The sequence below is a fragment of the Janthinobacterium fluminis genome (genome assembly GCF_028595325.1).
In the GTDB taxonomy this organism is placed as follows: Bacteria; Pseudomonadota; Gammaproteobacteria; order Burkholderiales; family Burkholderiaceae_D; genus Janthinobacterium; species Janthinobacterium fluminis.
On record NZ_JAQQXR010000006.1, the window covers coordinates 242,206 to 266,529 of the forward strand.

A 24,324-nucleotide genomic window follows, 5' to 3' on the forward strand; every position below is an offset into this window, starting at 1 on the left:
GTGGCCTGGCGGCACGACTGTAACAACGACGAGGGGGAGAGATGAGAAACACACGCGCTTTGATGATGATGGCTTTTGCGGTCGCCCTGGCATTCGCGGCGGTCATCGTGGCCGCCCGCTGGATCAACGGCCAAGCCAGCGGCAACACCAACAAGGTCGCCGTCGCGCTGGTCGACATCAGCCTGGGCTCCAGGCTGACGCCGGAGATGGTGCGCATGGTCGACTGGCCGTCCAGCGCCATGCCGCCGGGCGCCTTCAACGACGCCAAGCTGCTCGAAACGCGCGTCACGCGCACCAGCATCCAGCACGGCGAGCCGGTGATGGAGGGCAAGCTGGCGCCGCCCGGCACCCAGGGCGGGCTGTCGGCCGTCGTCGCCGACGGCAAGCGCGCCATGACGGTGCGCGTCAACGACGTCGTCGGCGTGGCCGGTTTCGCCCTGCCCGGCAATTTCGTCGACATCCTCGTCAGCACCCAGGAAGAGGGGGCGCGCAACAATCCGGCGCGCGACCCGAACATCTCGAAGATCGTGCTGGAACGCATACTCGTGCTGGCCATCGCCCAGGAATCGAGCCGCGACGACACCAAGCCGAAGGTGGTCAACGCCGTCACGCTGGAACTGACGCCGGAGCAGGCGGAAAAGCTGGACCTGGCGCGCAGCGTCGGCACGCTGTCGCTGGTGCTGCGCAACCAGATCGATCCGAAACCCGTCAACACGGACGGCGCCACCAAGACCAGCCTGCTTGAGGCGAAGGCGGCGCCGGCGGCGCCGCCCGCCGCGGCCGCCGCCGCGCCCAAGCCGCGCCCGGCGCCGAGGCGAACGGCGGCGGCGCCGCCCCGCCCCAGCGACAACGTCGAGGTCATCAAAGGGCTGGAGCGCAGCTCCCAGCAATACCAGAAAGGAGGACTGCAATGAGCACATTTCGCACAGCAACGAAGGCGGCCGCCGCGCGCTTAGCGCTGGCCATGGCGGGTGCCGCGCTGGCGGCGCCGCTGGCGCAGGGCCAGGCCGCGCTGCAGGCCGGCGCGCTGGCCGCCGGCGCCGACGCCAAGCCGGCCAAGCGCGCCCGCGCCAAGGCCGACATGGCGCCGCCCGTGGCATCGGCGCCCGGCGGCCGGGTCGAACTGGCGCCGCAGATGAACCTGTCCGAAGGCAAGTCGACGCTGATGCACCTGCCCTACCCGGCCAGCCGCATCGCCGTCGGCGACCCCCGCGTGGCCGACGTGATCCTGCTCAATCCCAGCGAAGTCTATCTGCTGGGGAAATCGGTCGGCTCGACCAATCTGATCCTGTGGAGCCGCGGCAACGACGCCACCGTCATCGACCTGGCCGTCGGCATCGACACGGCCGCCCTGCAGGCCAGCTTCGGCCAGTTGCTGGGCGCGGAAAAGCAGATCAAGATCACGGCCGCGGCCGACACCCTGATCTTGTCGGGCTCGGTGTCCGACTCCGTCAAGGCCGACCAGGCGCTGGCGCTGGCGAACGCCTTCGTGCAGCGCAGCGCCCGTAGCGGCGCCAGCGCCGGCGGCGGCGCGGCCGGCGGCGCCGTCGCAGCCGCCCCGGCCGCCCCGGCCGACGCCGCGGCCGCGCCCAAGGTCGTCAACATGCTGTCCATCGCCGCGCCGCAGCAGGTGATGCTGGAGGTGAAAGTGGCCGAGGTGTCGAAAACCCTGGTCGACCAGCTCGGCGCCAGCCTCGGCGTCAGCCGCACGGTCGGCAGCTGGACCTACAGCCTGCTGTCCAACCTGCTGACCAACAAGCCCGGCGTGCTGGACGGCTTCAACAACAAGAACGGCAACTTCGCCACGCTGGACGCGCAAAAACGCGACGGCCTGATCAAGGTGCTGGCCGAGCCGACCATCATGGCCATCAGCGGCCAGGAGGCCAGCTTCCTGGCCGGCGGCAAGATCTTCATCCCCGTCAGCCAGACCAACAGCGGCGGCGTGCCGACCATCACGCTGGAGGAGAAGGAATTCGGCGTCGCCGTGCGCTTCACCCCGACGGTGCTGGACGGCGGGCGCATCAACCTGAAGGTGGCGCCCGAGGTGTCGGACTTGAACAAGGACGGCATCGGCATCACCGCCAACGGCATTTCCGGCACGGCCATCCTGCCCTCGTTCACGACAAGGCGGGCGACCACGACGGTGCAACTGTTCGACGGCCAGAGCTTCGCCATCGGCGGCCTGATCAAGAACAATGTGACGACCAACATCAAGGCCCTGCCCGTGCTGGGCGAGGTGCCGGTGCTGGGTGCGCTGTTCCGCAGCAGCGACTTCCAGACCGACCGCAGCGAGCTGGTCTTCATCATCACGCCCCACCTCGTCAAGCCGCTGCCGCCCGACTACAAGCTGCCGACGGACCCGTATGTGCAGCCGACGCGCAGTGAGTTCTTCCTGCAAGGAAAAATGGAGGGGACGCCGCCGCAAGCCGCGCCGGCCACCCCGCCCGCCGCCGCCAGCGGCTTCGACGTCAAATAGGAGAGCGCCATGACCCGCCCCCGCCACCCCGCCGCGCCCTGGGCGCTGCTGCTGTTCGCCGCCACCGGCTGCGTCGCCACGACGCCGGAACTGGACCGCCATTTCGGCGAGAGCGTCAAGCTGCTGCAGGCGCAGCAGACGCTGCGCCCGGACGCCGTGCGCAACGCCGACCCCGTCGCCGGCGTCGACGGTAAGGCCGCCAAGGCCGCCTACGAGCGCTACCAGAAGTCCTTCGCGACGCCGGAGCCGCAGGCCGACGCCTTCACCATCGGCGTCGGCAAGCGCTGAGGCGCGGGGAGACGGCCATGACTCCAGCATTCCGCCGGCAGCACCGGCAGCGCGGCGCCATCGCCATCGTGCTCGGGCTGACCCTGGTCATCCTGTTCGCGATGGGCGGCTTCGTGCTCGACCTGGGCCACCTGTACATCGTCAAGGCGGAGCTGCAGAACGGCGCCGACGGCGCCGCCCTGGCCGGCGCCAAGCAGCTCAACGAGAAGCTCGACGGCGTCAACGCGGCCGTCACCCAGGCCCTGCTGGTGGCGGGCAAAAACCGCTACGACTTCAGCACGCCGCTGACGCTGAGCGAGGCCAACCTGGGCTTTTCCGACAGCCCGGACGGCCCCTGGAGCAGCGCGGCGACGGCCCGCGCCAGCCCGCAGGGCATGACCTTCATCCAGGTCGACACGGGCAGCAAGACGCTGGCCACCTATTTGATGGGCGTGGCCGGCATCAACACCGTCAGCACCGTCGGCGTGGCGGTGGCCGGGCGCTTCGTCAACGACGTCACGCCGATCGGCGTGTGCGCCGTCGACCCGGCCAACAAGACGGCCAAGTACACCTATCCCAGCGGCCTGACGGAACTTGTCGAGTTCGGCTTCCGCCGCGGCGTCAGCTACAATCTGTTCGGCCTGAACCCGCTGGGCGGCAGCTCCGACCCCTACCTGATCAACCCCGTCGACGCCCCGCCCGTGGCCTGCGCCGCCGGCCATTCCAGCGCCGCCTCGACGGCGCCCTTCATGTGCACCGGCAGCAGCGCCGTCGTCTCCAGCGGCTCCGGCCAGGTCTACACCAACACCGGCATGACGGCCTCGCTGGCGGCGTCGCTGAACTCCCGCTTCGACGACTACGGCGGGCCGTCCGTGTGCGACCCGGTGACGGCGCCGCCCGACGTCAACATCCGAGAATACCCATGCAAGGGCGCCTCGCCCTGCGTCACCAACGCCCCCAACACGGTGACGGTGACGCCGCCGATCAACTGGCTGGAGCCGGGCGCCAGCACCTTGCCGAACCAGCAGACGGTGAGCATCGACGCCGCCACCAAGAAACCCAATTACCTGCTGCCGGCGGCCAGCGCCACGCCCGCCATCGCCGGCCAGGCCCAGTTCGCCGGCTACGGCGTGCTGTGGTCCTACGGCCCCGCCTACCAGGCCGACGCCGGCGCGCCGCCCAAGGCCGGCAGCGCCTTCACGCCGGCCCAGGCCAACGCCAACCCGCTCTACAACACGGCGGCCGTGAACTATTTCGACACGACGGCCTCGACCAACTACCCGACCACGGCCGACGTCAGCTTCCCCCCCGGCACGCCGGCGGCCCCCTACAACCAGGGCGCCGGCAGCCCGTATTTCCTGGCCCCCGGCGTGGCCCATCCGGGCCAGCGCAACCGCCGCATCCTCAACGTCGTGCTGGTCGACTGCCGCGTCGCGCCCGTCGGGCCGGCCTCCTGCGGCACCATGACGGCCGTCGGCATCGGCAAGTTCTTCATGCTGACCAAGGCCGACTTTAGCGGCGGCACCAAGCACCTCGACGTCGAGTTCAGCGGCCTGATCGAGCCGGTGCCCACGTCCGAAATCAAACTGTATAAATGAGGAGGCCGACGATGCCCACCGCCCCCACCCGCAGAGCCGGCCAGCGCGGCGGCGCCGCCGTCGAATTCGGCATCGTGCTGGCCCTGCTGGTCACGCTGCTGGCCGGCATCTTCGGCTTCGGCCGCGCCTTCTGGTATTACGACGCCCTCAGCAAGGCCAGCCGCGACGGCGCCCGCGCCATGTCCATCAGCGCCAAGGCCAGCATCAACTCGGCCGGCGTGGCGGCGGCCCGGCAGGTGGTGCTGGACGCGGCCGCCAGCGCCGGCGTGCCCGGCCTGGCCGGCGCCAACGTCAGCGTCGTCTGCCTCGACGCCAGCTTCAACGACAGCGTCTGCAGCGACGGCACGGCGCCCGCCGGCGTGCGCGTGGCCATCGTCAACTACACGCTGTCCGTCGGCCAGTACCTGCCCTTCGTCATCGGCGCCAACAGCAGTTACACGACGCCGCTGTCGCCGCGCACCACCATGCCCTACATGCTGTGAGGAGAACCGCCATGCGCGCCGCCACGCCTTCCCCCCTGCCGCGGCAACGCGGCGCCGCCGCCGTCGAGTTCGCGCTGGTCGCCCTGCTGTTCTTCACGCTGCTGTTCGCCGTCCTCGAATTCGGCCGCATGCTGTACATCTACAACACGCTGCAGGAGGTGACCCGGCGCGCCGCCCGCGAAGCCGTGGTGCGCTGGGTCGACCAGGGCGCGGCGATCAAGACGCTGGCCCTGTTCGGCGGCGCCGCGCTGCCGGCCGGCCCGGAAATCACGGCCGCCAACATCAGCATCCAGTACCTGAGAAAGGACGGCACCGAGGTCGCCAGCCTGCCGCAGGACCCGGGCGACAACCTGTCGGCCTGCGGCGACATCACGCGCACGGCCAATTGCATCTACAGCGTGCGCGTGGCCGTCGACGGCGTCAGCTACGGCCCGATGACGAGCATGTTCAGCTTCCTCAACATCGCGCTGCCGCCCTCGGTCGTCGTGATGCACGCGGAAAGCCTGGGCTTCACCGTCAACTGAGCCTTTGCCAACCCCAACCCCACACAGCCCGGAGCCTGCCGTGAAAATTGTCATCCTGTCCAAGAACGAAAAACAGCTGATCGAACTGGCCGGGCTGCTACGCGCGCGCAATCCGAACGACGACGTCGACATCGTCGTCGGCGACCTGGACCGGCTGGCCGAGCCGGCCGGCGTCGACGTGCTGCTGTTCGAGCAAGCCCACATCGGCGAGGACGACCTGGAGCAGTTGGGACAGTTGGGCAACCACCACCCCGGCCTGGCCTTCGTGCTGCTGTGCCAGCAGCACGGGCCGGAATTTTTGCTGCAGGCGATGCGCGCCGGCGTGCGCGAAGTGCTGCCCAGCCCGGCCGACGCGGCCAGCCTGTACCCGGCCCTGCGGCGCATCGAGGAAAAGCGCGACAAGCACAGCCAGGCCAGCGGCAAGGTGCTCGCCTTCGTCTCCTGCAAGGGCGGCAGCGGCGCCACCTTCATCGCCGCCAACCTGGCCTACGCCCTGGCGCAGCAGGAGAACCAGCGCGTCGCCCTGTTCGACCTGAACCTGCAGTTCGGCGACGCCTCGCTGTTCGTCTCCGACAGCAAGCCGGTGGCGACGCTGTCCAACGTGGCCCAGCAGATCCACCGCCTCGACCCGTCCTTCCTGACCTCCAGCATGGTGCACGTGACGCCGAACTTCGGCGTGCTGGCCGCGCCGGAGGACCCGGCCCACGCCAACGACGTCAAACCCGAGCACATCGACCAGTTGCTCAAGCTGGCGCGGCGCCAGTACGACTTCATTCTGCTCGACGTCGGCCGCAGCCTCGACGCCGTCAGCGTGCGCGCGCTCGACCAGGCCGACATGATCTTCCCCATCCTGCAGGCGACCCTGCCCTACATCCGCGACGGCAAGCGCCTGCTCGACGTGTTCCGCTCGCTCGACTACCGCAGGGACAAGATCCACCTGATCCTGAACCGCTACTCGGCCAACGACGAGATCCGCCAGCGCGACCTGGAAAACGCCTACGGCGCGCGGATCTTCAAGAGCATCCCCAACCACTACGAGGCGGCGGCCGCCTCCGTCAACCAGGGCGTGCCCATCATCAAGCTGGCGCGGGCCAGCCCGATTTCCAAATCCCTGCTGGATTTCGCCCAATCGCTGGCGGGCCAGCCGGAGCAGAGCAACCAGGGCTGGCTGGCGCGCGTGTTCCAACGCGCCTGAGCCCCCACCCACCAACGCGACAGGAGAGCACGACATGAAAGCCGACCATTTGAACCTCAGGGACCGCCTGGGCAGCGCCCACGCCGGCAGCGGCGCCAACGCCGCCTACGGCGGCAACCGCGGCGGCGCCATCGACAACCGCGCCTACCAGCAATTGAAGCACCGCATCCACCAGACCCTGCTCGACCGCGTCGACCTGGAGGGCATGCAGCGCCTGTCGCAGGAACAGATACGCGACGAGCTGAAAATCCTCGTCACCCGCCTGCTCGAAGAGGACAGCGTCGTCATCAACGACATCGAGCGCAAGAACCTGACGCGCGACATCCAGAACGAGGTGCTCGGCTTCGGCCCCCTCGAACCGCTGCTGGCCGACCCCAGCGTCTCCGACATCCTCGTCAACACCCACAAGCAGGTCTACGTCGAGCGCGGCGGCAAGCTGGAGCTGAGCGACATCACCTTCAACGACGACGCCCACCTGATGAAGATCATCGACAAGATCGTCTCGCGCGTCGGCCGGCGCATCGACGAATCGAGCCCCATGGTCGACGCCCGCCTGCCGGACGGCTCGCGCGTCAACGCCATCATCCCGCCGCTGGCCATCGACGGCCCGATCATGTCGATCCGCCGCTTCTCGGCCCAGCCGCTGCGCCTGAGCGACCTGGTGGCGCACCGCAGCCTGACGGCCGAGATGGCGGAAATCCTCCAGGGCCTGGGCAAGGCGAAGATCAACATCCTCATCTCCGGCGGCACCGGCAGCGGCAAGACCACCATGCTCAACGCCATCTCCGGCTTCATCTCCGAGAGCGAGCGCATCGTCACCGTCGAGGACGCGGCCGAGCTGCAAATGCAGCAGCCGCACATCGTGCGCCTGGAGACGCGCCCGCCCAACATCGAGGGCAAGGGCGAGGTGACGCAGCGGGCGCTGGTGCGCAACGCCCTGCGCATGCGCCCCGACCGCATCATCCTCGGCGAGGTGCGCGGCGGCGAGGCGCTCGACATGCTGCAGGCCATGAACACGGGCCACGAGGGCTCGATGGCGACGATCCACGCCAACACGCCGCGCGACGCCCTGACGCGGCTGGAAAACATGGTCAGCATGGCCGCCGCCACCCTGCCCAGCAAGGCCATGCGCCAGCAGATCAGCTCGGCCATCGGCGTCGTCGTCCAGGTCGCCCGCCTGACGGACGGCAAGCGCAAGGTCACCTCGATCCAGGAAATCACCGGCATGGAGGGCGACGTCATCACCATGCAGGAAATCTTCGCCTACCGCCAGACCGGCGTGGCCGAGGACGGCGCCGTGCTGGGCCACTACCAGGCCACCGGCGTGCGCCCGCGCTTCGTCGAGCGCCTGCGCACCTTCGGCGTCAACGTCGCCGAAGCCCTGTTCGACCCCAGCCGCCACTACCACTGACGATCATGGACTACCTCTACTACATCTTCGCCACCCTGATCTTCGTCGCCGTGGTGCTGCTCATCGAAGGCTTGTACCTGAGCTGGAACTCGTCCAAGGGGCCGGAGGCCGAGCGCGTGGCGCGGCGCCTGCGCGTGATGTCGGCCGGCAGCCACGGCGGCGAGCAAAACGTGACGATGATACGCAAGCGCCTGCTGAGCAAGACGCCGGCCTTCCAGCGCATCCTGCTGGAGATCCCCCGCGTGCACGGGCTGGACCGCCTGCTGGAGCAGTCCGGCCTGTCCTGGAGCGTGGCCGAGTTCGGCGCGCTGAGCGGCCTGGCCGGCCTGTTCGTGCTGTTCGGCGCCAGTTACTTCGGCATGCCGTGGCCGCTGCGGCTGGCCCTGGCCGGCGCCGGCGCGCTGCTGCCGCTGTGCTATGTGCGCGCCGCCAAGGGCAAGCGCCTGGCCCGCGTCGAACAGCAGTTGCCGGACGCGCTGGACCTGATGGGGCGGGCGCTGCGCGCCGGCCACGCCTTTCCGACGGCCCTGAAGATGGTCGGCGAGGAGATGAATGCGCCGCTGGCCGACGAGTTCCGCGCCGCCTTCGACGAAGTCAATTTCGGCATCTCGATGCAGGACGCGCTGATGAACCTGGCCACGCGCGTGCCCAGCACCGACCTGCGCTACTTCGTCATCGCCGTGCTGATCCAGCGCGAGACGGGCGGCAACCTGTCCGAGCTGCTCGACAGCATCAGCAGCATCATCCGCGACCGCATGAAGCTGCTCGGCCAGGTGCGCGTGCTGTCGGCCGAGGGCCGGCTGTCGGCCTGGATCCTGTCGCTGCTGCCCTTCGGCGCGGCGGCGATGATACACCTGACCAACCCGGCCTTCCTGGAGATGCTGTACGTCGACCCGGCCGGCCGCAAGATGATGCTGGGCGCCCTGCTGCTGATGGGCACCGGCGTGCTGGTGATGCGCAAGATCATCCGCATCCGCGTCTGAGGCGGCCCCAAGGCCCAACATCAAGGAGGCAGCATGAGCATACTGCAAATGGGATTTCTAGCGCTGTTGTTCGTCGCCGTGTTCGCCGGCGCGATGCTGCTGCTGCGCCTGGCCGCGCCGGGTCCGGTGCAGCAGCGCCTCGACGCCGTCGCCGGCCGCGCCACGGCGGCGGCCGGCGACGCGCCCAGCCCGTGGCTGGCGCGCATCGTCAAGCTGACCGGCCCGCTGGCCAAGCTGTCGCTGCCCGAGCAGGGCTGGGAGCAGTCGGTGCTGCGCACCCGCTTCATGAACGCCGGCCTGCGCAACCCGTCGGCGCCGGCGCTGTTCTTCGCCGCCAAGACGGGCCTGGCGATCGGCCTGCCGCTGCTGCTGTTCTTCGTGCTCAGCACGACGGGCGGGCGCTTCGGCACCAACGCCCTGCTGTTCTGGCTGCTGGTCATCGCCTCGCTCGGCTACTACCTGCCGAACTTCGTGCTGAACCGTCTGATCTTCCGGCGCCAGCGGGAAATCTTCGAAACCTTCCCCGACGCGCTGGACCTGCTGACCGTCTGCGTCGAGGCCGGCCTCGGCATGGACGCCGCGCTGGCCCGCGTGGCCGCGGAAATCGCATTGAAAAGCGCGGTGCTCAGCGACGAGCTGAACCTGGTCACGCTGGAACTGCGCGCCGGCAACAGCAAGGAAAAAGTCTTGCGCAACCTGGCCCTGCGCACCGGCGTCGAAGACGTCGACGCCCTGGTGGCCATGCTGATCCAGGCCGAGCGCTTCGGCACCAGCATCGCCGACTCGCTGCGCGTCCAGTCCGAGCAGTTGCGCACCAAGCGGCGCCAGCGGGCCGAGGAGCAGGCCGCGCAAATCGCCCTGAAACTGCTGTTCCCGCTGATTTTCTTCATCTTCCCCTCGCTGCTCGTCGTGCTGATGGGGCCGGCATTCATCCAGATTTACCGCGTGCTACTGCCCAGCATGGGCGGCGGCAACTAACAGGAGAGCACCATGTTCAAGCTACGCCCGCTTCTGGCCGCCATCGTCGGCGCCGGCCTGCTGCAAGGCTGCGCCACGCCGCCGGCATCCCAGTTGCTGTCACGGCCGGCGGCCACCGCCACGGCCCACAACGCCGCCACCTACTACCGGCTCGGCAAGCACCTGCAGGAGCGCGGCGAGCTGCAACTGGCCCTGGCCGCCTACACCCTGTCGCTCGAATTCGAGCCGGGCCAGCTGGAGGCGCGCAACGCGGCCGCGGCGCTGCACGCCCGCCAGGGCCAGCTGGAGCAGGCGGCGGCGCTGCTGCGCCAGGTGGTGGCCGACTTCCCCGGCGCCGCCCACCCATACAACAACCTCGGCTATGTCTACTACATGCAGGGCAACTACGCGGCGGCCACGGCGACGCTGCGGCAGGCGCTGGCGCTTGACGGCCAGAACGAACTGGCGCGCAACAACCTGGCCCTGGCCGAGGCCGCCGGTGCGGCCGGGGCCGGCGTGCCGGACGCCGCCGCGCCGCTGATCGCCGCCGAGGCCGCGCCGGTGGCGACGCCGCCCGCCGCGCCCGCGCAGGCGCCCGAGCCGGCCGTTGCCGCGCCGGCGCAGCCGCTTGCCCAGGCTGCGGCGCCGCCCCAGCTGGCGCCGCCCGCGCCCGTCGCGCCGCCGGCGCCGGCCGCCGTGGCGGAAGTGGCCGCGCCGCCCGGCCGCGTCGAACTGGTCCAGCTGAAACCCAACGAGTACCAGCTGAAATTCAACGCGGTCCCGACGCTGGCCGCCATCGTGCCGCTGCCGGTCGCGCGGCCGGCGGCGCCGAGCGCCGCCGCCGTGGCGGCAACGCCGGAAGCGCAGCAACGCGCCGGCCTGGAAGTGGCCAACGGCAACGGCGTCACCGGCATGGCCAAACGCATGCGCCATGTGCTGGCGCAGATGGGCATTCCGGTGCGGCGCCTGCGCAACGAACGCCCCTACACGCAGCGCAACACCACCATCCTGTACCGCCCCGGCTTTGAACGCGAGGCGGCGGCACTGCAGAACGCGCTGAAGGGACTGGTCGCGCTGCAAGCGTCCAAGTATCTGGCTGAGGGCGCCGACCTGCGCCTGGTGCTGGGCAAGGACGCCAAGGCCCAACTGGCCCGCCTCGACGCCGCCGCCGACCTGCCGCTGCTGGCCCTGAACGACTCCGGGAACTGATTTCACTTGAGAAAAGGGAAACGCCATGTTCGACAATAGGAAGCTCTCCGCCCTTGCCCCCTGCCTGCTGATCGGCGCCCTGACCCTGCTGCTGAACGCCTGCGGCGGCGGCAGCGGCGGCGCCGGCGGCGGCTGCACCACGCTCGACCCGAGCCGCGACCCCAGCCTGCCCTCGTGCGGCACGAGCACGCCGGGCACGACGCCGGCCAGCGCCGCGCTGACCTTGGCCCTGACGGACGCCGCCGGCGCGGCCACCGCCACGGTGTCGCCGGATCGCCCGGGCACGGTGCAGGCGCTGCTCAAGGACAGCAAGGGCAACGCGCTGGCGAACGTCGCGCTGACCTTCATCACCAGCGACAAGAGCGCCACGCTGCTGCCCTCGTCCGGCACGGCGCTGACCAACGCCAGCGGCGTGGCCAGCATCGGCCTGCCGGCCGGCAGCCAGGCCGGCGCGTTCACGCTGACGGCCAGCGCCAGCGGCGCCGCCACCGCGTCGGCGACCAAGGGCTACACCGTCACCTTCCCGACGCTGACGCTGGGCGCGCTGACGATCTCCCCGGCCACGCTGTCGGCCGGCGGCAACGCCAGCGTCAGCACCACGCTGCAAAGCGCCGGCGCCGTCTACACGCCGCCGCAATCGGTGTCCTTCAGCTCGCCCTGCGCGGCGGCCGGCAAGGCGACGCTGTCGTCGCCGGTGCTGACGGCGAACGGCGTCGCCACCGCCAGCTACACGGACAAGGGCTGCGGCGTGGCCGACCTGATCACCGCGACGACCACGCTGGCCGGCGCCACGGTCAGCAACAGCGGCAGCGTCAACGTGCTGCCGGCGACGGCCGGCTCGCTCAAATTCGTCTCCGCCGACACCGGCAACATCGCCCTCAAGGGCAGCGGCAGCGTCGGCCGGCAGGAATTTTCGACGCTGACCTTCCAGGTGTTCGACACCACCGGCACCCCGGTCGCCGGCAAGCTGGTCGACTTCGTCTTCGCCGACTCGAACAGCGCCAGCACCGTCGGCGGGCTGACGCTCAATCCCGCTTCCGCCACCTCGGCCGCCGACGGCAAGGTCACGGCCCAGGTGGTGGCCGGCACGATTCCGACCTCGGTGCGCGTGCAGGCGTCGGTGCGCGCCAGCACGCCCCTGCTGACCAGCCTGTCGAACATCCTCGTCGTTTCCACCGGCGTGCCGGACCAGGCCCACTTCTCGCTGTCGACCAAGATCGGCAACTGCGAAGGGCGCGACTACGACCAGGAGTGCAGCATCGTCACGGCCGCGCTGGGCGACCATTTCGGCAACCCGGTCCCGGACGGCACGGCGGTGAATTTCACGACGGAGGGCGGCTTCGTCACGGCGTCCTGTCTGACCGGGACGGCGACGCCGGGTTCCGGGGCGTGCAGCGTGGCGCTGCGGGCCGGCAGTCCGCGCCCGGCCAACGGCCGCGTCACGGTGCTGGCGTATGCGCTCGGCGAGGAAAACTTCTTCGACGCCAACGGCAACAACGTCTTCGACGGCAGCGACACCTTCACCGACAAGAGCCCCGACATTTTCCGCGACGATAACGAGAGCGGCGACTGGTCGGCCGGCGAGGCTTGCGTCGGGGCGAACCTGAACGCCACCTGCAGCACGCCGGGCGACGGCCAGTACAACGGCGTGCTGCGCAATCCGCAAGTGCCCAGCGCGCAGACGCTGTACGTGTCCAGCCAGCTCGTGCAGATATTTTCCGGCAGTACGGCGACCGTGACGACCACCCCGGCGGTGCTGAACTGCGCGGCCGGCGGCACCACCAATGTGCAGGTGAAGGTCACCGACCAGGCCGGCAATGTGATGCCGGCCGGTAGCACCATCGCCTTCAGCGCGCTATTCGGCACCACCGTCACGCCGGTGCTACCGGCCGGCATCACGGTGCCCAACATCGTGCTGGGCGTCGGCCAGCCGCTGATCGTGCCGGTCTACACGGTGACGATGGGTTGCCCCGCCGTCGCCAGCACCGGCCGCTTCTTCGTCACCGTCACGACGCCGCTCACGCAGACCGTGACCGCCACCAGCTTCCAGGTGAACTGAGGCGGCCGCGGCGGCGCCGGACCGGGATTCATCCGGTTTGGCGCCGCCTGTTTTTTCGGCTTCGCGTGCCGGCGCGCGAATCCGGCCACGCCCCCCTGTGCGTATAAGTCAGTGCAGCGCAAGCGCTGCCACCTTATCGACTTTCCACAGGAGCCATCATGAACACATCCATCGCCCAGCCTTCCCTCCGCCTGATCGCCCGCCTGCTGTGCGTCTGCGGCGGCGCGGCCGCCTTCGCCGGCCCCGCGCTGGCCGACCTCCCCGATCCGAAGCTGGAAATCTTCGCCAACCAGCTGCCGATCCTGATCGGACGCGGTCAGCCGAAAACGCTGACGCTGACGGGCGCCGTGTACGACGGCGACATCGTCTTCGACGGCAAGGTCTTCATCCGTCCCAAGGTGTCGACGGCCGTCTCGTGCCCGATCTTCCGCAACGGCGACAACTTCGGCGTCGCCGTCACGCGCAACACGACCAACGTGCCGTTCCGCCTCGAAGTGCTGACGCCGCAGAACCATCCGACCGGCGAATTCACCTGCACGCTGACGTATTCGGGCACGCAGTTCATCCCCACGCTGGGGCGCACGGTGGCCATCGCCACCATCGGCAACGATGTGCAATTCCAGTACCGGGTAAAGAATAAGTTTGTGCCGTGATGCCGCAAAGAGCCGGGGGCGCGCCCCCGGCTCTTTGCGTGGCGCGGATCAGGCCGAGCGCAGGCCGCTGGCGGCCTTGGCCAGCTCGGTGATGCGGTCCCAGTTGCCGGCCTGGATGGCGTCTTTCGGCGTCAGCCAGGAGCCGCCCACGCAGGCGACGTTTTTGCAGGCGAGGAACTGCGAGGCGCTCTCCTGCGAGATGCCGCCGGTCGGGCAGAAGGTGATGTCGGGCAGCGGGCCGTAGATGGCGTTGAGCATGCCGACGCCGCCCGCCGGCACGGCCGGGAACAGCTTCAGCTGGCGGAAGCCCTGCTCGCGCGCGGCCATCACTTCGGACGGTGTCATCACGCCCGGCAGCAGCGGCAAGCCGCTGCTTTTCGCCGCCGCGACCAGCGCCGGCGTCAGGCCCGGCGACACGCCGAAGACGGCGCCGGCGTCGCGCGCGGCGGCGAATTCCTCCGGCTGCGTCAGCGTGCCGACGCCGACGATGGCGCCCGGCACCGCCGTCATCGCGCGGATCGCCGCCAGGCCGTGCTGGGTGCGCAAGGTCACTTCCAGCACGCGGATGCCGCCCGCCACCAGCGCGCGCGCCAGCGGTACGGCGTGTTCGGGGTCGTCGATGGCAATCACGGGGATCACGCTCGACGTGCGCATCATTTCCAGCAGAGTCATAGTCATATTATTTCTTTATGAGAAAGTCTTCATCGGACCCCGGCACGCTGTCGCCGACTGCGGCGGCATCGTGCAGGGCAACGGTGGTGGGAATCGGCGACGGCAGGCCGAAGGTGGTGGCACCCTCTTCCGCGGCGCTGACGGTGGAACGGAACATCGCAAACAATTCGCGGCCCATGCCGACGTGGTTCGGCGACATGTCGGCCTGCGCCTGCGAGCGGGCCTGCCAGACCTCGGCCGGCACCAGCGCCGCCAGCGTGCCGGTGAAGGCGTCGACGCGGATGATGTCGCCGTCGCGCACCAGGCCGAGCGGGCCGCCGGCCAGGATCTCCGGCGAGACGTGGATCGCCGCCGGCACCTTGCCGGAGGCGCCGGACATGCGCCCGTCCGTGACCAGCGCGACCTTGCGGCCGGCGTCCTGCAGATTGGCCAGCGCCGGCGTCAGCGCATGCAGCTCCGGCATGCCGTTGGCGCGCGGCCCCTGGAAACGCAGCACGGCGACGAAGTCGCGCTCCAGCTTGCCGGCCTTGTAGGCCGCCATGAAGTCTTCCTGCGAATTGAAGACGATGGCCGGCGCCTCGACGGTGCGGTGCTGCGGCTTGACGGCCGACACCTTCATCACGGCGCGTCCCAGGTTGCCGGCGACCAGCACCATGCCGCCGTCCGGCGCGAACGGCGCGGCGGCCGTGCGCAGCACGTTCTCGTCGGCGCTGGCCAGCGGCGCGTCCTTCCAGAGCACGCCCTCGCCGTCCAGGAAGGGTTCGGCGCAGTGGGCGCGCAAACCCTTGCCGAGGATGGTCGTGACGTCGTCGTGCAGCAGGCCGGCGTCGAGCAGTTCGCGGATCAGGAAGCCGGTGCCGCCGGCGGCGTGGAAATGGTTGACGTCGGCGTCGCCGTTCGGGTAGATGCGGGTCAGCATCGGCACGACGGCCGACAGCTCGTTGAAGTCGTTCCAGTCGATGACGATGCCGGCCGCCTTGGCGATGGCCACCAGGTGCAGCGTGTGGTTGGTCGAGCCGCCCGTGGCGAGCAGGCCAACGACGGCGTTGACGATGCACTTCTCGTCGACCACGTGGCCGACCGGCAGGTAGTTGTCGCTCTGCGCCGTGATGGCGGCGGCGCGCTGCGCCGCGGCGGCCGTCAGCGCATCGCGCAACGGCGTGTTCGGCGTGATGAAGGCGGCGCCCGGCAGGTGCAGGCCCATCACCTCCATCAGCATCTGGTTGCTGTTGGCGGTGCCGTAGAAGGTGCAGGTGCCGGCGCCGTGGTAGGACTTCGACTCGCCTTCCAGCAGCTCCTCGCGGCTCGCCTTGCCCTGCGCATACAACTGGCGCACCTTGGCTTTTTCCTGGTTCGACAGGCCCGACGTCATCGGCCCGGCCGGCACGAACACGGCCGGCAGGTGGCCGAAGTGCAGCGCGCCGATCAGCAGGCCCGGCACGATCTTGTCGCACACGCCCAGATACAGCGCGGCGTCGAACATATTGTGCGACAGCGCGACGGCCGTCGCCATGGCGATGGCGTCGCGCGAAAACAGCGACAACTCCATGCCCGGCTGGCCCTGGGTGACGCCGTCGCACATGGCGGGCGTGCCGCCGGCGAACTGGGCCACCGCGCCGACCTTGCGCACGGCTTCCTTGATGATGGCGGGGAAGCGCTCGAAGGGCTGGTGCGCCGACAGCATGTCGTTATAGGACGAGACGATGGCCACCGAGGGCTTCTTGTACTCCCTCAGCGCCAGCTTGTCGTTGGCGGGAAAGGCGGCAAAACCGTGCGCCAGGTTGGTGCACGACAGCGCGCCGCGCTGCACGCCCTTGATGCGCGCCGCTTCCAGGTGCGCCAGATAGGCGCCGCGCGACGCTCGGCTGCGCGCGATGATGCGCGCGGTGACGGTTTCGACTACTGGATGCAGCGCCATGAGCGTTTCCTTATAAATGTATTTCGTGAAATTTTACTACAAAACGCCGGAACCAGCCCGCTTTTGTGCATCAGCTTGCTCCAATCGCCGGCAAAACGCAAGGGCCACGCCGCTGCGCAAGGGCCCAACAGGGTAGTAGAAACGCCGTCGCGCATCAAACTGTAGTGAAATTACCTGTTTTTCATGTATAGTTAAATAATATGACGGCCGCGCGGCTTTTTCCGCCGCCGCCCGCCCCTCAACCCAGCCACTCAACGACGCCGACCGACCATGCGCCAGCCCGCCCCCACCCCGATGCTCACCGCCACCGCCAGCTTCCAGGCCCTGCAGGCGCACGCCGCCGACGCCGGCCGCTGGCACATGCGCGAATTGTTCGCCGACAATCCGCAACGCTTCAGCCAGATGAATACCGAGGCCGCCGGCCTGCTGCTCGACTATTCCAAAAACCGCCTGGACGCCACCACGCTGGGCCTGCTGACCGAACTGGCGCGCGAGCGCGGCGTCGAAGGCCAGCGCGACGCCATGTTCGCCGGCGCGAAAATCAATCTTACCGAACAAAGGGCTGTGCTGCACACGGCGCTGCGCGCGCCGCGCGGCAGCGCCCTCGACGTCGACGGCCAGGACGTCGACGCCGACGTCCACGCCGTGCTCGACCGCATCAAGGACTTCAGCACGCGGGTGCGCAACGGCAGCTGGCTCGGCTACACCGGCAAGCCGATCTGCGACGTCGTCAACATCGGCATCGGCGGCTCCGACCTGGGGCCGAAGATGGCCTGCCTGGCGCTGCGCTCCTACGCCAATCCCAACCTGGCGATGCACTTCGTCTCCAACGTCGACGGCCACGACATCGAAGACGTGCTGTCCAAGGTCGATCCGGAGACGACGCTGTTCATCGTCGCCTCAAAAACCTTCGTCACGGCCGAAACCATGCTCAACGCCAACACCGCGCGCGCCTGGTTCCTGCTCGAAGGCGAGACGGCCGACCTGGCGCGCCACTTCGTCGCCGTCTCGACCAACCAGGAGGCCATCGAAGCCTTCGGCATCGCCCCGGAAAACATGTTCCCGTTCTGGGACTGGGTCGGCGGGCGCTACTCGGTCTGGTCCTCGGTCGGCCTGGCGGTGGCGCTGGCGATCGGCTTCGAATACTTCAGCGACTTCCTGGCCGGCGCGCACGCGATGGACCAGCATTTCCGCAGCGCGCCGCTGGAGCGCAACATGCCCGTGCTGCTGGCCCTGGTCGGCTTCTGGAACCGCCAGTTCCTCGACTGCGGCTCGCTGTCGGTGGCGCCCTACCACCAGGACCTGAGCCGTTTCCCCGCCTACCTGCAGCAGCTCGACATGGAAAGCAACGGCAAGCGCGTCACCAAGGGCGGCGCCGCCGTCGATACGCCGACCTGCCCGGTGGTGTGGGGCGAATGCGGCACCAACGCCCAGCACGCCTACTTCCAGCTGCTGCACCAGGGCAGCGAGGTCACCCCGATCGACTTCATCGCCGCGCTGCGCCCGACCCACGACCTGCCCGGCCACCACGACGCGCTGCTGGCGAACTGCTTCGCCCAGTCCGAAGCCTTCATGGCCGGCAAGAATGGCGAGGAAGTGCGCGCCGACCTGCGCGCCCAGGGCATGGGCGCGGAACAGATCGAAGCGCTGGTGCCGCACAAAACCTTCCCCGGCAACCGCCCCAGCAACACCATCCTGATGGACCAGCTGACGCCGCCCGCGCTGGGCGCGCTGATCGCCCTGTACGAGCATAAAACCTTCGTCCAGGGCGTGCTGTGGGACGTCAACAGCTTCGACCAATGGGGCGTCGAGCTGGGCAAGGCACTGGCCAAGAACATCCAGGCGGAACTGCAGGGCGAGGCGCAGCCGCAGCGCCACGACAGCTCGACCAACGGCCTGATCGAACTGGCCAGGGCGGCCAAAGCAGCATACTGACAGGAAGATAAAGACATGACGAAACATCACATCGAGGTGGCCTACGACGCCGCCATGCAGGTCGGCGAATGTCCGCTGTGGCAGCCGGACGAGGCGGCGCTGTACTGGGTCGACATCGAAGGCTTCAGCGTGCACCGGCTGCACCCGGCCAGCGGCGCGCACCGCGCCTGGCGCATGGACAGCGAGCCGTCCGCGCTGGCGCGCAACGCCGGCGGCGGCCTGGTCGTGGCGCTGCGCAGCGGCTTCGCCCACCTCGACACCGGCAGCGGCGCCGTCACGCCGATCGCGCCGGCGCCGTATGAGACGGCCACCACCCGCTTCAACGACGGCCGCGTCGACCCGGCCGGACGCTTCTGGGTCGGCACCATCTACGAGCCGCGCGACAAGCAGGCGGCGCAGATGTACTGCCTGGAGCGGGGCGAAGTGCGCCTGGTCTGGTCGGGCGGCATGACGGTGTCGAACGGCCTGGGCTTCAGCCCCGACCAGCGCACCTTGTACCACGCCGACACCACCAGCCACCGCATCGACCGCTACGCCTTCGACGCGGCCAGCGGCAGCGTGTCGGCGCCGGCCGAATTCAAGCGCTTTTCGACAGACAAGGCGAACAACTACGGCGGCCGGCCGGACGGCGCCGCCGTCGACAGCGAGGGCAACTACTGGTGTGCGATGTTCGAGGGCGGACGCCTGCTGCGCATCGCGCCGGACGGCGCCGTGCTGAGCGAGATTGCCCTGCCGCTGCGCTGCCCGACCATGCTGGCCTTCGGCGGCGAGGACTTGCGCACGCTCTACGTCACCAGCGCCAGCTACAAGCGCCCAGCGGAAGAACTGGCGGCCTACCCGCTGTCGGGGCGGCTGCTGTCGCTGCGCGTGGAAGTGGCGGGGCGCGCCGAACCGGCCTACATCGCCTGAACCCGGACGGAACCCGGACGGGGTCTGACCCTACGGGTCGGACCCCTGCTGTTGGCTACCGAAGTCGTTTAGACGGCCGTGACTGCGGCCGAAAAGAGCTGGGGTCAGACCCCATGAAGCCGGGGTCAGACCCCTGTTGCGTCGCCTGAGCCCGGACGGGGTCTGACCCTACGGGTCGGACCCCTGCTGTTGGCTACCGAAGTCGTTTAGACGGCCATGACTTCGGCCGAAAAAGCTGGGGTCAGCCCCCATGAAGCCGGGGTCAGACCCCTGTTGCGCTGGCGGCCCCGCCCCTTTATTTGCCCAGTACCTTGCGTATCGTCGCAGCCAGTTCCGCCGCGACGAATTTGGCGACATAGGCGTCCGCGCCCACGCCTTTGACGTGGTCTTCGTTGGTCGAGCCCGTCAACGATGAGTGGATCACCACCGGAATGCCGGCGAAGCGCGTGTCCGTCTTGATGTTGCGCGTCAGCGTGAAGCCATCCATCTCCGGCATTTCCAGGTCGGTCAGCACCAGCGCGACCTTGTCCTTGATGCTCTTGCCTTCGCTGTTCGCCTGCTCCGCCATCGCCTGCAGCTTTTCCCACGCTTCCTTGCCCGTCTTGGTCATGATGAAGGGCGTGCCCATCGCTTCGAGGCCCTGCTCGATCAGCGAACGGGCCAGCGAGGAATCGTCGGCCGCCAGAATCACCGAACCGGCCGGCAGCAGCACGTTCGGGCCGATGCTGGTCTTGTCGACGTCCGGGTCGCCCGACGGCAGCACGTTGCGCAGGATCTGCTCGACGTCAAGCACCTGCGCCAAACGCGTCTTGTCGGTGTCGCCGTCGAGGCGGGCGATGCTGGTGATCAGGCCGCCGCCGACGGTCTGCTCGGCCGACAGCACCTGGTTCCACTCCAGGCGGACGATTTCATCGACTTCCTCGACCGCGAAAGCCTGGGTCGAGCGGGCAAATTCCGTCACCATCAGGATGCGCAAGCCATTCCCGGCCGTGCAGCCGACGGCCATCGGCAGGTCGATCACCGGCACGATCTGGCCGCGGATGTTGACCACGCCCAGCATGTGCGGGTGCGAGCCGGCCACCGCCGTCACCTGCGGCATTTCCATGATTTCGCGCACCTTGAAGACGTTGATGCCGAACAATTCGCGCTGGGTCGAATTGTCGCTGGTGCCCAGTCTGAACAGGAACAACTCGAACTTGTTGTTGCCGGTCAAGTTGGTGCGTTCGTCGACTTCTTGCTGCATTGAGCTCATGGTGTCCCCTGATGTGATGGTGGTGCGAGTGTTATCTGGTCGCCGGCTGGCAGCCGCGCCGGGCTGTTGCGGCCGGACGGGCGCCGCGTGGGCGCGCCGGAACGGCGCCATCCGGACGATATCGGTGCGCTAAGGCGCTAAAAATATAACGGCAACAAGTCATGGCCGCTCGGGTCGGTTTGCCGCGAAAGGGCGGCGAAAAAATGCGCGCTCCGGCGCCGCCTCCGGGTGCGGGTCGGGGCACGGGAGGGCACGCCAAAGTGGGGTATCGGCTGATTTTGATTATACGGAATTTTGTTGAGTGGCAATAATATATTTGCCATTCAACTGTGTAGGCTCATGCTTTTTGCGCGCGCGTTGTTGCAGGGGCGCCAATACGCCCCCGCGGGGAAATCGCTCAGCCCTTGGGCGTGAAGGTGTACAGGCGACTGAACTTGCCCTCGCTGCCCATGCCCTTTTCATTGCCCTGCTCTTCGCGCCGCAGCACCACCAGGCGGTTGGCCTGCGCCGAGAACAACAACTCCTCCTTGCTCGTCGTTTCATACGACAGGAACACCATGAAACTGACTTTCACCTTGTGCGTGACGCTGGCGGCCAGCGGCAGGCCGTCGGCGCCCAGCCACACCTGGGCCAGGTGGGTGTTTTCCTTGACCTTGACCTTGTCGTTGTCCTCGTCCGGCGGCGTGAAATTGATCTCCAGCAGGCGCGCCGGCTTGCCCTGGTAAGTGTCGACGCGCTCCTGTTTCAGCTGGCTGCTGGCCAGTTGCTGCAGCAGCTTGGGCGCATAGTTGACGGCCGCCGCGATGCGCGGCGCGGAGCTGGAGCCGATCGCCTGGGTCAGCGCATCGGACTTCTTGCCCTTGGCCGGCCGGGACTCGTCGGCCGCGCGCTTGAGCAGCGCGCGGTCCCAGTGGATCTGCAGGCCGCCGGCGTCGTCCTCGACCAGGGCCGACACCTGCGCCAGCTCCGGCTTGGCGCCGTTTTTCTCCAGATCCGTTTTCTGCTCGCGCGCCTCGTAGGTGCCGCGCAACACGCCCTGGCCCTGCAAGGGCGCCAGCGCCGCCTTCAGATCGTCGAGGCCGGTGGCGGAGGCGGTATTGCACAACAAAAATGCGGCGAATGCGGCGTATTTCATGGGCGGTCCAGTCAAAAAAGTGTAAGTAGGCGGTGCGGCAATTGCATCAAAGAATAGATGATTTTGCAAGTGCAAATATACCGTCCCCGCCCGCCCGTGGTGATGCTAATTTGTAAGTAATTGCCACAACCGGCAAGCCGCGCGGGCCGCCGCGCCGGCCCGCTATAATTAAGCGGGGAACAGACGTCGAATGTAGTAAAATTTCTTGCATTCGCCACATATGCGTAGTAAATTTACACATAGCCATTCCGGCCCCCTTTATCTTTGCGACGACTCTCATCTATGGCTCTTACCGATTTCGACCTGGTTCTGTTTGGCGGCAGCGGCGACTTAGCAATGCGCAAGCTGCTGCCCGCGATGTATGCGCGCGACGTCGCCCACGACTTGCCGCCGGGCGCGCGCATCATCTGCGTCGGCCGCCAGGACTGCGGCCAGGATGAATTCCTGCGCACCGTCGAGAGCAATGCCAAACCGCACATCAAGTCGAGCACGCTGACGGAGGCGGCCTGGGCCAAGTTCTGCCAGCGCATCGTCTACGCCTCGCTCAACGCCACCGAAGCCGGCAGCTACGCGCCGCTGGTGGCCGCGCTGCGCACCGACGCGGCCCTCACGCGCGTCTACTACCTGGCGACGCCGCCCCACCTGTTCGCGCAAATCTGCGACAACCTGGCCGCCAACGCGCTGGTGACGCCGAATTCCCGCGTGGTGCTGGAAAAACCGCTGGGCCGCGACCTCGCCAGCGCCAAGCAGATCAACGCCGAAGTGGGCCAGGTGTTCGCCGAGTCGCAGATTTATCGCATCGACCACTACCTGGGCAAGGAAACCGTGCAGAACCTGATGGCCCTGCGCTTCGGCAACATCCTGTTCGAGCCCCTGTGGCGCCGCGAATGGATTTCCGACGTGCAGATCACCATCGCCGAAAAGCTCGGCGTCGGCAACCGCATGGGTTACTACGACACCTCCGGCGCGCTGCGCGACATGCTGCAAAACCACCTGCTGCAACTGCTGTGCATCGTGGCGATGGAGCCGCCCACCTCGATCTCCTCGGACGCCGTGCGCGACTCGAAGCTGCAGGTGCTGCGTTCGCTGAAAAAATTCACGCCGACGACGCTGGCGCAAAACATCGTGCGCGGCCAGTACCGCGCCGGCCACGTCGACGGCAAGGCCGTGCCCAGCTACCGCGACGAGCCGGACGCGCCGCAGCATTCGCGCACGGAAACCTTCGTCGCGCTCAAGGCGGAAATCGACACCTGGCGCTGGGCTGGCGTGCCCTTCTACCTGCGCACCGGCAAGCGCATGGCCGACAGCCTGGCGGAAATCGTCGTGCGCTTCAAGCAGATCCCGCACTCGATCTTCGCCCAGCCGACCTCCAGCTTCCAGCCGAACTGCCTGGTGATCCGCCTGCAGCCCGACGAGGGCCTGCGCATGAACCTGATGGCCAAGACGCCGGGCGACGGCATGCGCTTGAAGCCGGCCGAACTGGAACTGGACTTCCGCGAATCGTTCAAGACGCCGCGCATGGACGCCTACGAGCGCCTGCTGCTCGACGTGCTGCGCGGCCAGCTGACGCTGTTCATGCGCGGCGACGAGTTGGAGGCGGCCTGGGAATGGGTCGAACCCATCCTCGACAACTGGGAACAGAACGACAACGCGCCCATCCCCTACACGGCCGGCACCTGGGGCCCGGCCGCCGCCAGCGCCCTGATCGGCCGCGACGGCCTGCAATGGCGCGAAGAAGCGCTGCCGGAAGACTGATGCTGCTCGACTCCATCCGCACCCAGCTCGACTCGCTCTCGAAGTCGGAGAAGAAAGTCGCGCTGGCCGTGCTGGAACAGCCGACCCAGACGGTGAGCCAGAACATCACGGCGCTGGCCAAGAGCGCCCAGGTGTCCGAGCCGACTGTCGTGCGCTTTTGCCGCACGCTGGGCTACGACGGCTGGCACGAGTTCAAGCTCAAGCTGGCGCAGGGGCTGGCGCTGGCCATGCCGGGGGCGAACGAGCAGCCGGCCCAGGACGACCTCGCGGCCGACCTCGTCAACAAGATCTGCAGCCGCTCGATCAACACCCTGCTCGACCTGCGCAACAACCTGAACCCGGAGGCGATCCAGCGCGCCCTCGACATCCTGTCGCGCGCCAGCAAGATCGAGTTCTACGGCCAGGGCACCTCCGGCATCGTCGCCGCCGACGCCCAGCACAAATTCTTCCGCTCCGGCGTGCCGACGGTGGCCTACGCCGACCCGAACATCCACAGTATCGCCGCCGCCCTGCTGCGCGGCGGCGACGCCGTGGTCGCCATCTCGCAGCGCGGCAACAGCCCGGCGCTGGTGCGCTCGGTCAAGCTGGCGCGCCGCGGCGGCGCCGACGTCATCGTGCTGGCGCCGTCGGGCACGCCGCTGGCCGACCTGGCCACGGTGCTGATCCCCATCGACCTGGTGTTCAACACCGACCCCTACACGCCGATTTCGGCGCGCCTGGCCTACCTCGTCGTCATCGACGTGCTGGCCGTCGGCCTGGCGCTGCAGCGGGGACCGGAATTCCGCAAGAAGATGCAGAACGCCCAGAAGGCCCTGCAGGAATTCGACATGCAGTTCGACTCCTTCATCGGCTAGCGCGGGGCTCCGGACAAGCACGATTTGCTCAAACAAGGGAGCATCAGGCGTTGCGGGCGCGGATTTTTCCAAAGTAGAAT

At 68.3% G+C, this 24,324-nt stretch carries 21 protein-coding genes; 17 read left to right on the forward strand and 4 right to left on the reverse strand.

Going from position 1 to position 24,324, the window contains the following annotated elements:
* Positions 1–41 precede the first annotated feature (41 nt).
* The 13 genes from cpaB (at position 42) to OIK44_RS16885 (ending at position 13,814) form a co-directional block, all read left to right on the forward strand.
* Positions 42–914, forward strand: a complete 873-nt coding sequence (gene cpaB / locus OIK44_RS16825) for a Flp pilus assembly protein CpaB (RefSeq protein WP_273672309.1) — start codon at positions 42–44, stop codon at positions 912–914.
* Positions 911–2,476, forward strand: coding sequence for a type II and III secretion system protein family protein (locus tag OIK44_RS16830; RefSeq protein WP_273672311.1), 1,566 nt, complete (start codon positions 911–913; stop codon positions 2,474–2,476). The genes cpaB and OIK44_RS16830 overlap by 4 nt, the downstream gene beginning before the upstream one ends.
* A gap of 9 nt (positions 2,477–2,485) precedes the next feature.
* The gene (locus OIK44_RS16835; RefSeq protein WP_273672313.1) at positions 2,486–2,764 is read left to right on the forward strand and encodes a pilus assembly protein; all 279 of its coding nucleotides are present in this window, start codon (positions 2,486–2,488) and stop codon (positions 2,762–2,764) included.
* A gap of 17 nt (positions 2,765–2,781) precedes the next feature.
* Positions 2,782–4,341 carry a pilus assembly protein TadG-related protein gene (locus OIK44_RS16840; RefSeq protein ID WP_273672315.1) on the forward strand — a complete coding sequence of 520 codons (1,560 nt, stop codon included), beginning with the start codon at positions 2,782–2,784 and terminating at the stop codon, positions 4,339–4,341.
* Between the two features lie 11 nt (positions 4,342–4,352).
* On the forward strand, positions 4,353–4,823 hold the full coding sequence (locus OIK44_RS16845; protein WP_273672316.1) for a TadE/TadG family type IV pilus assembly protein: 471 nt from the start codon (positions 4,353–4,355) through the stop codon (positions 4,821–4,823).
* Between the two features lie 11 nt (positions 4,824–4,834).
* The gene (locus tag OIK44_RS16850) at positions 4,835–5,347 is read left to right on the forward strand and encodes a TadE/TadG family type IV pilus assembly protein (protein ID WP_273672318.1); all 513 of its coding nucleotides are present in this window, start codon (positions 4,835–4,837) and stop codon (positions 5,345–5,347) included.
* A 40-nt stretch (positions 5,348–5,387) separates the two neighbouring features.
* The gene (locus OIK44_RS16855; protein WP_273672320.1) at positions 5,388–6,542 is read left to right on the forward strand and encodes a CpaE/TadZ family protein; all 1,155 of its coding nucleotides are present in this window, start codon (positions 5,388–5,390) and stop codon (positions 6,540–6,542) included.
* 34 nt (positions 6,543–6,576) lie between these two features.
* Entirely contained in the window at positions 6,577–7,953 is a 1,377-nt protein-coding gene (locus tag OIK44_RS16860) for a TadA family conjugal transfer-associated ATPase (RefSeq protein WP_273672321.1), read from the forward strand.
* 5 nt (positions 7,954–7,958) lie between these two features.
* On the forward strand, positions 7,959–8,936 hold the full coding sequence (locus OIK44_RS16865) for a type II secretion system F family protein (RefSeq protein ID WP_273672323.1): 978 nt from the start codon (positions 7,959–7,961) through the stop codon (positions 8,934–8,936).
* Positions 8,937–8,969: 33 nt separating this feature from the next.
* Entirely contained in the window at positions 8,970–9,914 is a 945-nt protein-coding gene (locus OIK44_RS16870) for a type II secretion system F family protein (protein ID WP_273672325.1), read from the forward strand.
* Between the two features lie 12 nt (positions 9,915–9,926).
* On the forward strand, positions 9,927–11,102 hold the full coding sequence (locus tag OIK44_RS16875; protein ID WP_273672326.1) for a LytR C-terminal domain-containing protein: 1,176 nt from the start codon (positions 9,927–9,929) through the stop codon (positions 11,100–11,102).
* Between the two features lie 25 nt (positions 11,103–11,127).
* On the forward strand, positions 11,128–13,161 hold the full coding sequence (locus OIK44_RS16880; protein WP_273672327.1) for a hypothetical protein: 2,034 nt from the start codon (positions 11,128–11,130) through the stop codon (positions 13,159–13,161).
* Positions 13,162–13,319: 158 nt separating this feature from the next.
* On the forward strand, positions 13,320–13,814 hold the full coding sequence (locus OIK44_RS16885; RefSeq protein WP_273672329.1) for a hypothetical protein: 495 nt from the start codon (positions 13,320–13,322) through the stop codon (positions 13,812–13,814).
* A 48-nt stretch (positions 13,815–13,862) separates the two neighbouring features.
* Here the strand turns inward: OIK44_RS16885 and eda are convergent, their stop codons facing one another.
* The gene (eda, locus tag OIK44_RS16890; RefSeq protein ID WP_273672331.1) at positions 13,863–14,492 is read right to left on the reverse strand and encodes a bifunctional 4-hydroxy-2-oxoglutarate aldolase/2-dehydro-3-deoxy-phosphogluconate aldolase; all 630 of its coding nucleotides are present in this window, start codon (positions 14,490–14,492) and stop codon (positions 13,863–13,865) included.
* Position 14,493: 1 nt separating this feature from the next.
* Positions 14,494–16,404, reverse strand: coding sequence for a phosphogluconate dehydratase (edd, locus tag OIK44_RS16895; protein ID WP_273672333.1), 1,911 nt, complete (start codon positions 16,402–16,404; stop codon positions 14,494–14,496).
* Positions 16,405–16,674: 270 nt separating this feature from the next.
* Between edd and pgi the strand changes: the two genes are divergently transcribed.
* Together pgi and OIK44_RS16905 are read left to right on the forward strand one after the other, a co-directional pair.
* Complete coding sequence (gene pgi, locus OIK44_RS16900) at positions 16,675–18,339, forward strand: glucose-6-phosphate isomerase (protein WP_273672335.1); 1,665 nt, start codon at positions 16,675–16,677, stop codon at positions 18,337–18,339.
* 15 nt (positions 18,340–18,354) lie between these two features.
* Positions 18,355–19,248, forward strand: a complete 894-nt coding sequence (locus OIK44_RS16905; RefSeq protein ID WP_273672337.1) for an SMP-30/gluconolactonase/LRE family protein — start codon at positions 18,355–18,357, stop codon at positions 19,246–19,248.
* 295 nt (positions 19,249–19,543) lie between these two features.
* Here OIK44_RS16905 and OIK44_RS16910 read toward each other — a convergent pair whose 3' ends face one another.
* Positions 19,544–20,500 carry a chemotaxis protein gene (locus OIK44_RS16910; protein WP_273672338.1) on the reverse strand — a complete coding sequence of 319 codons (957 nt, stop codon included), beginning with the start codon at positions 20,498–20,500 and terminating at the stop codon, positions 19,544–19,546.
* A 397-nt stretch (positions 20,501–20,897) separates the two neighbouring features.
* Complete coding sequence (locus tag OIK44_RS16915) at positions 20,898–21,635, reverse strand: hypothetical protein (RefSeq protein ID WP_273672339.1); 738 nt, start codon at positions 21,633–21,635, stop codon at positions 20,898–20,900.
* A gap of 282 nt (positions 21,636–21,917) precedes the next feature.
* On the opposite strand from OIK44_RS16915, the gene zwf reads away from it, so the two are divergent.
* Both zwf and OIK44_RS16925 read left to right on the forward strand, forming a co-directional pair.
* Complete coding sequence (zwf, locus tag OIK44_RS16920; protein ID WP_273672340.1) at positions 21,918–23,390, forward strand: glucose-6-phosphate dehydrogenase; 1,473 nt, start codon at positions 21,918–21,920, stop codon at positions 23,388–23,390.
* Positions 23,390–24,244 (forward strand): SIS domain-containing protein, encoded by an 855-nt coding sequence (locus OIK44_RS16925; protein ID WP_273672341.1) that lies wholly within the window; start codon positions 23,390–23,392, stop codon positions 24,242–24,244. Before zwf ends, OIK44_RS16925 begins: the two co-directional genes overlap by 1 nt.
* The last annotated feature ends 80 nt before the right edge of the window (positions 24,245–24,324 follow it).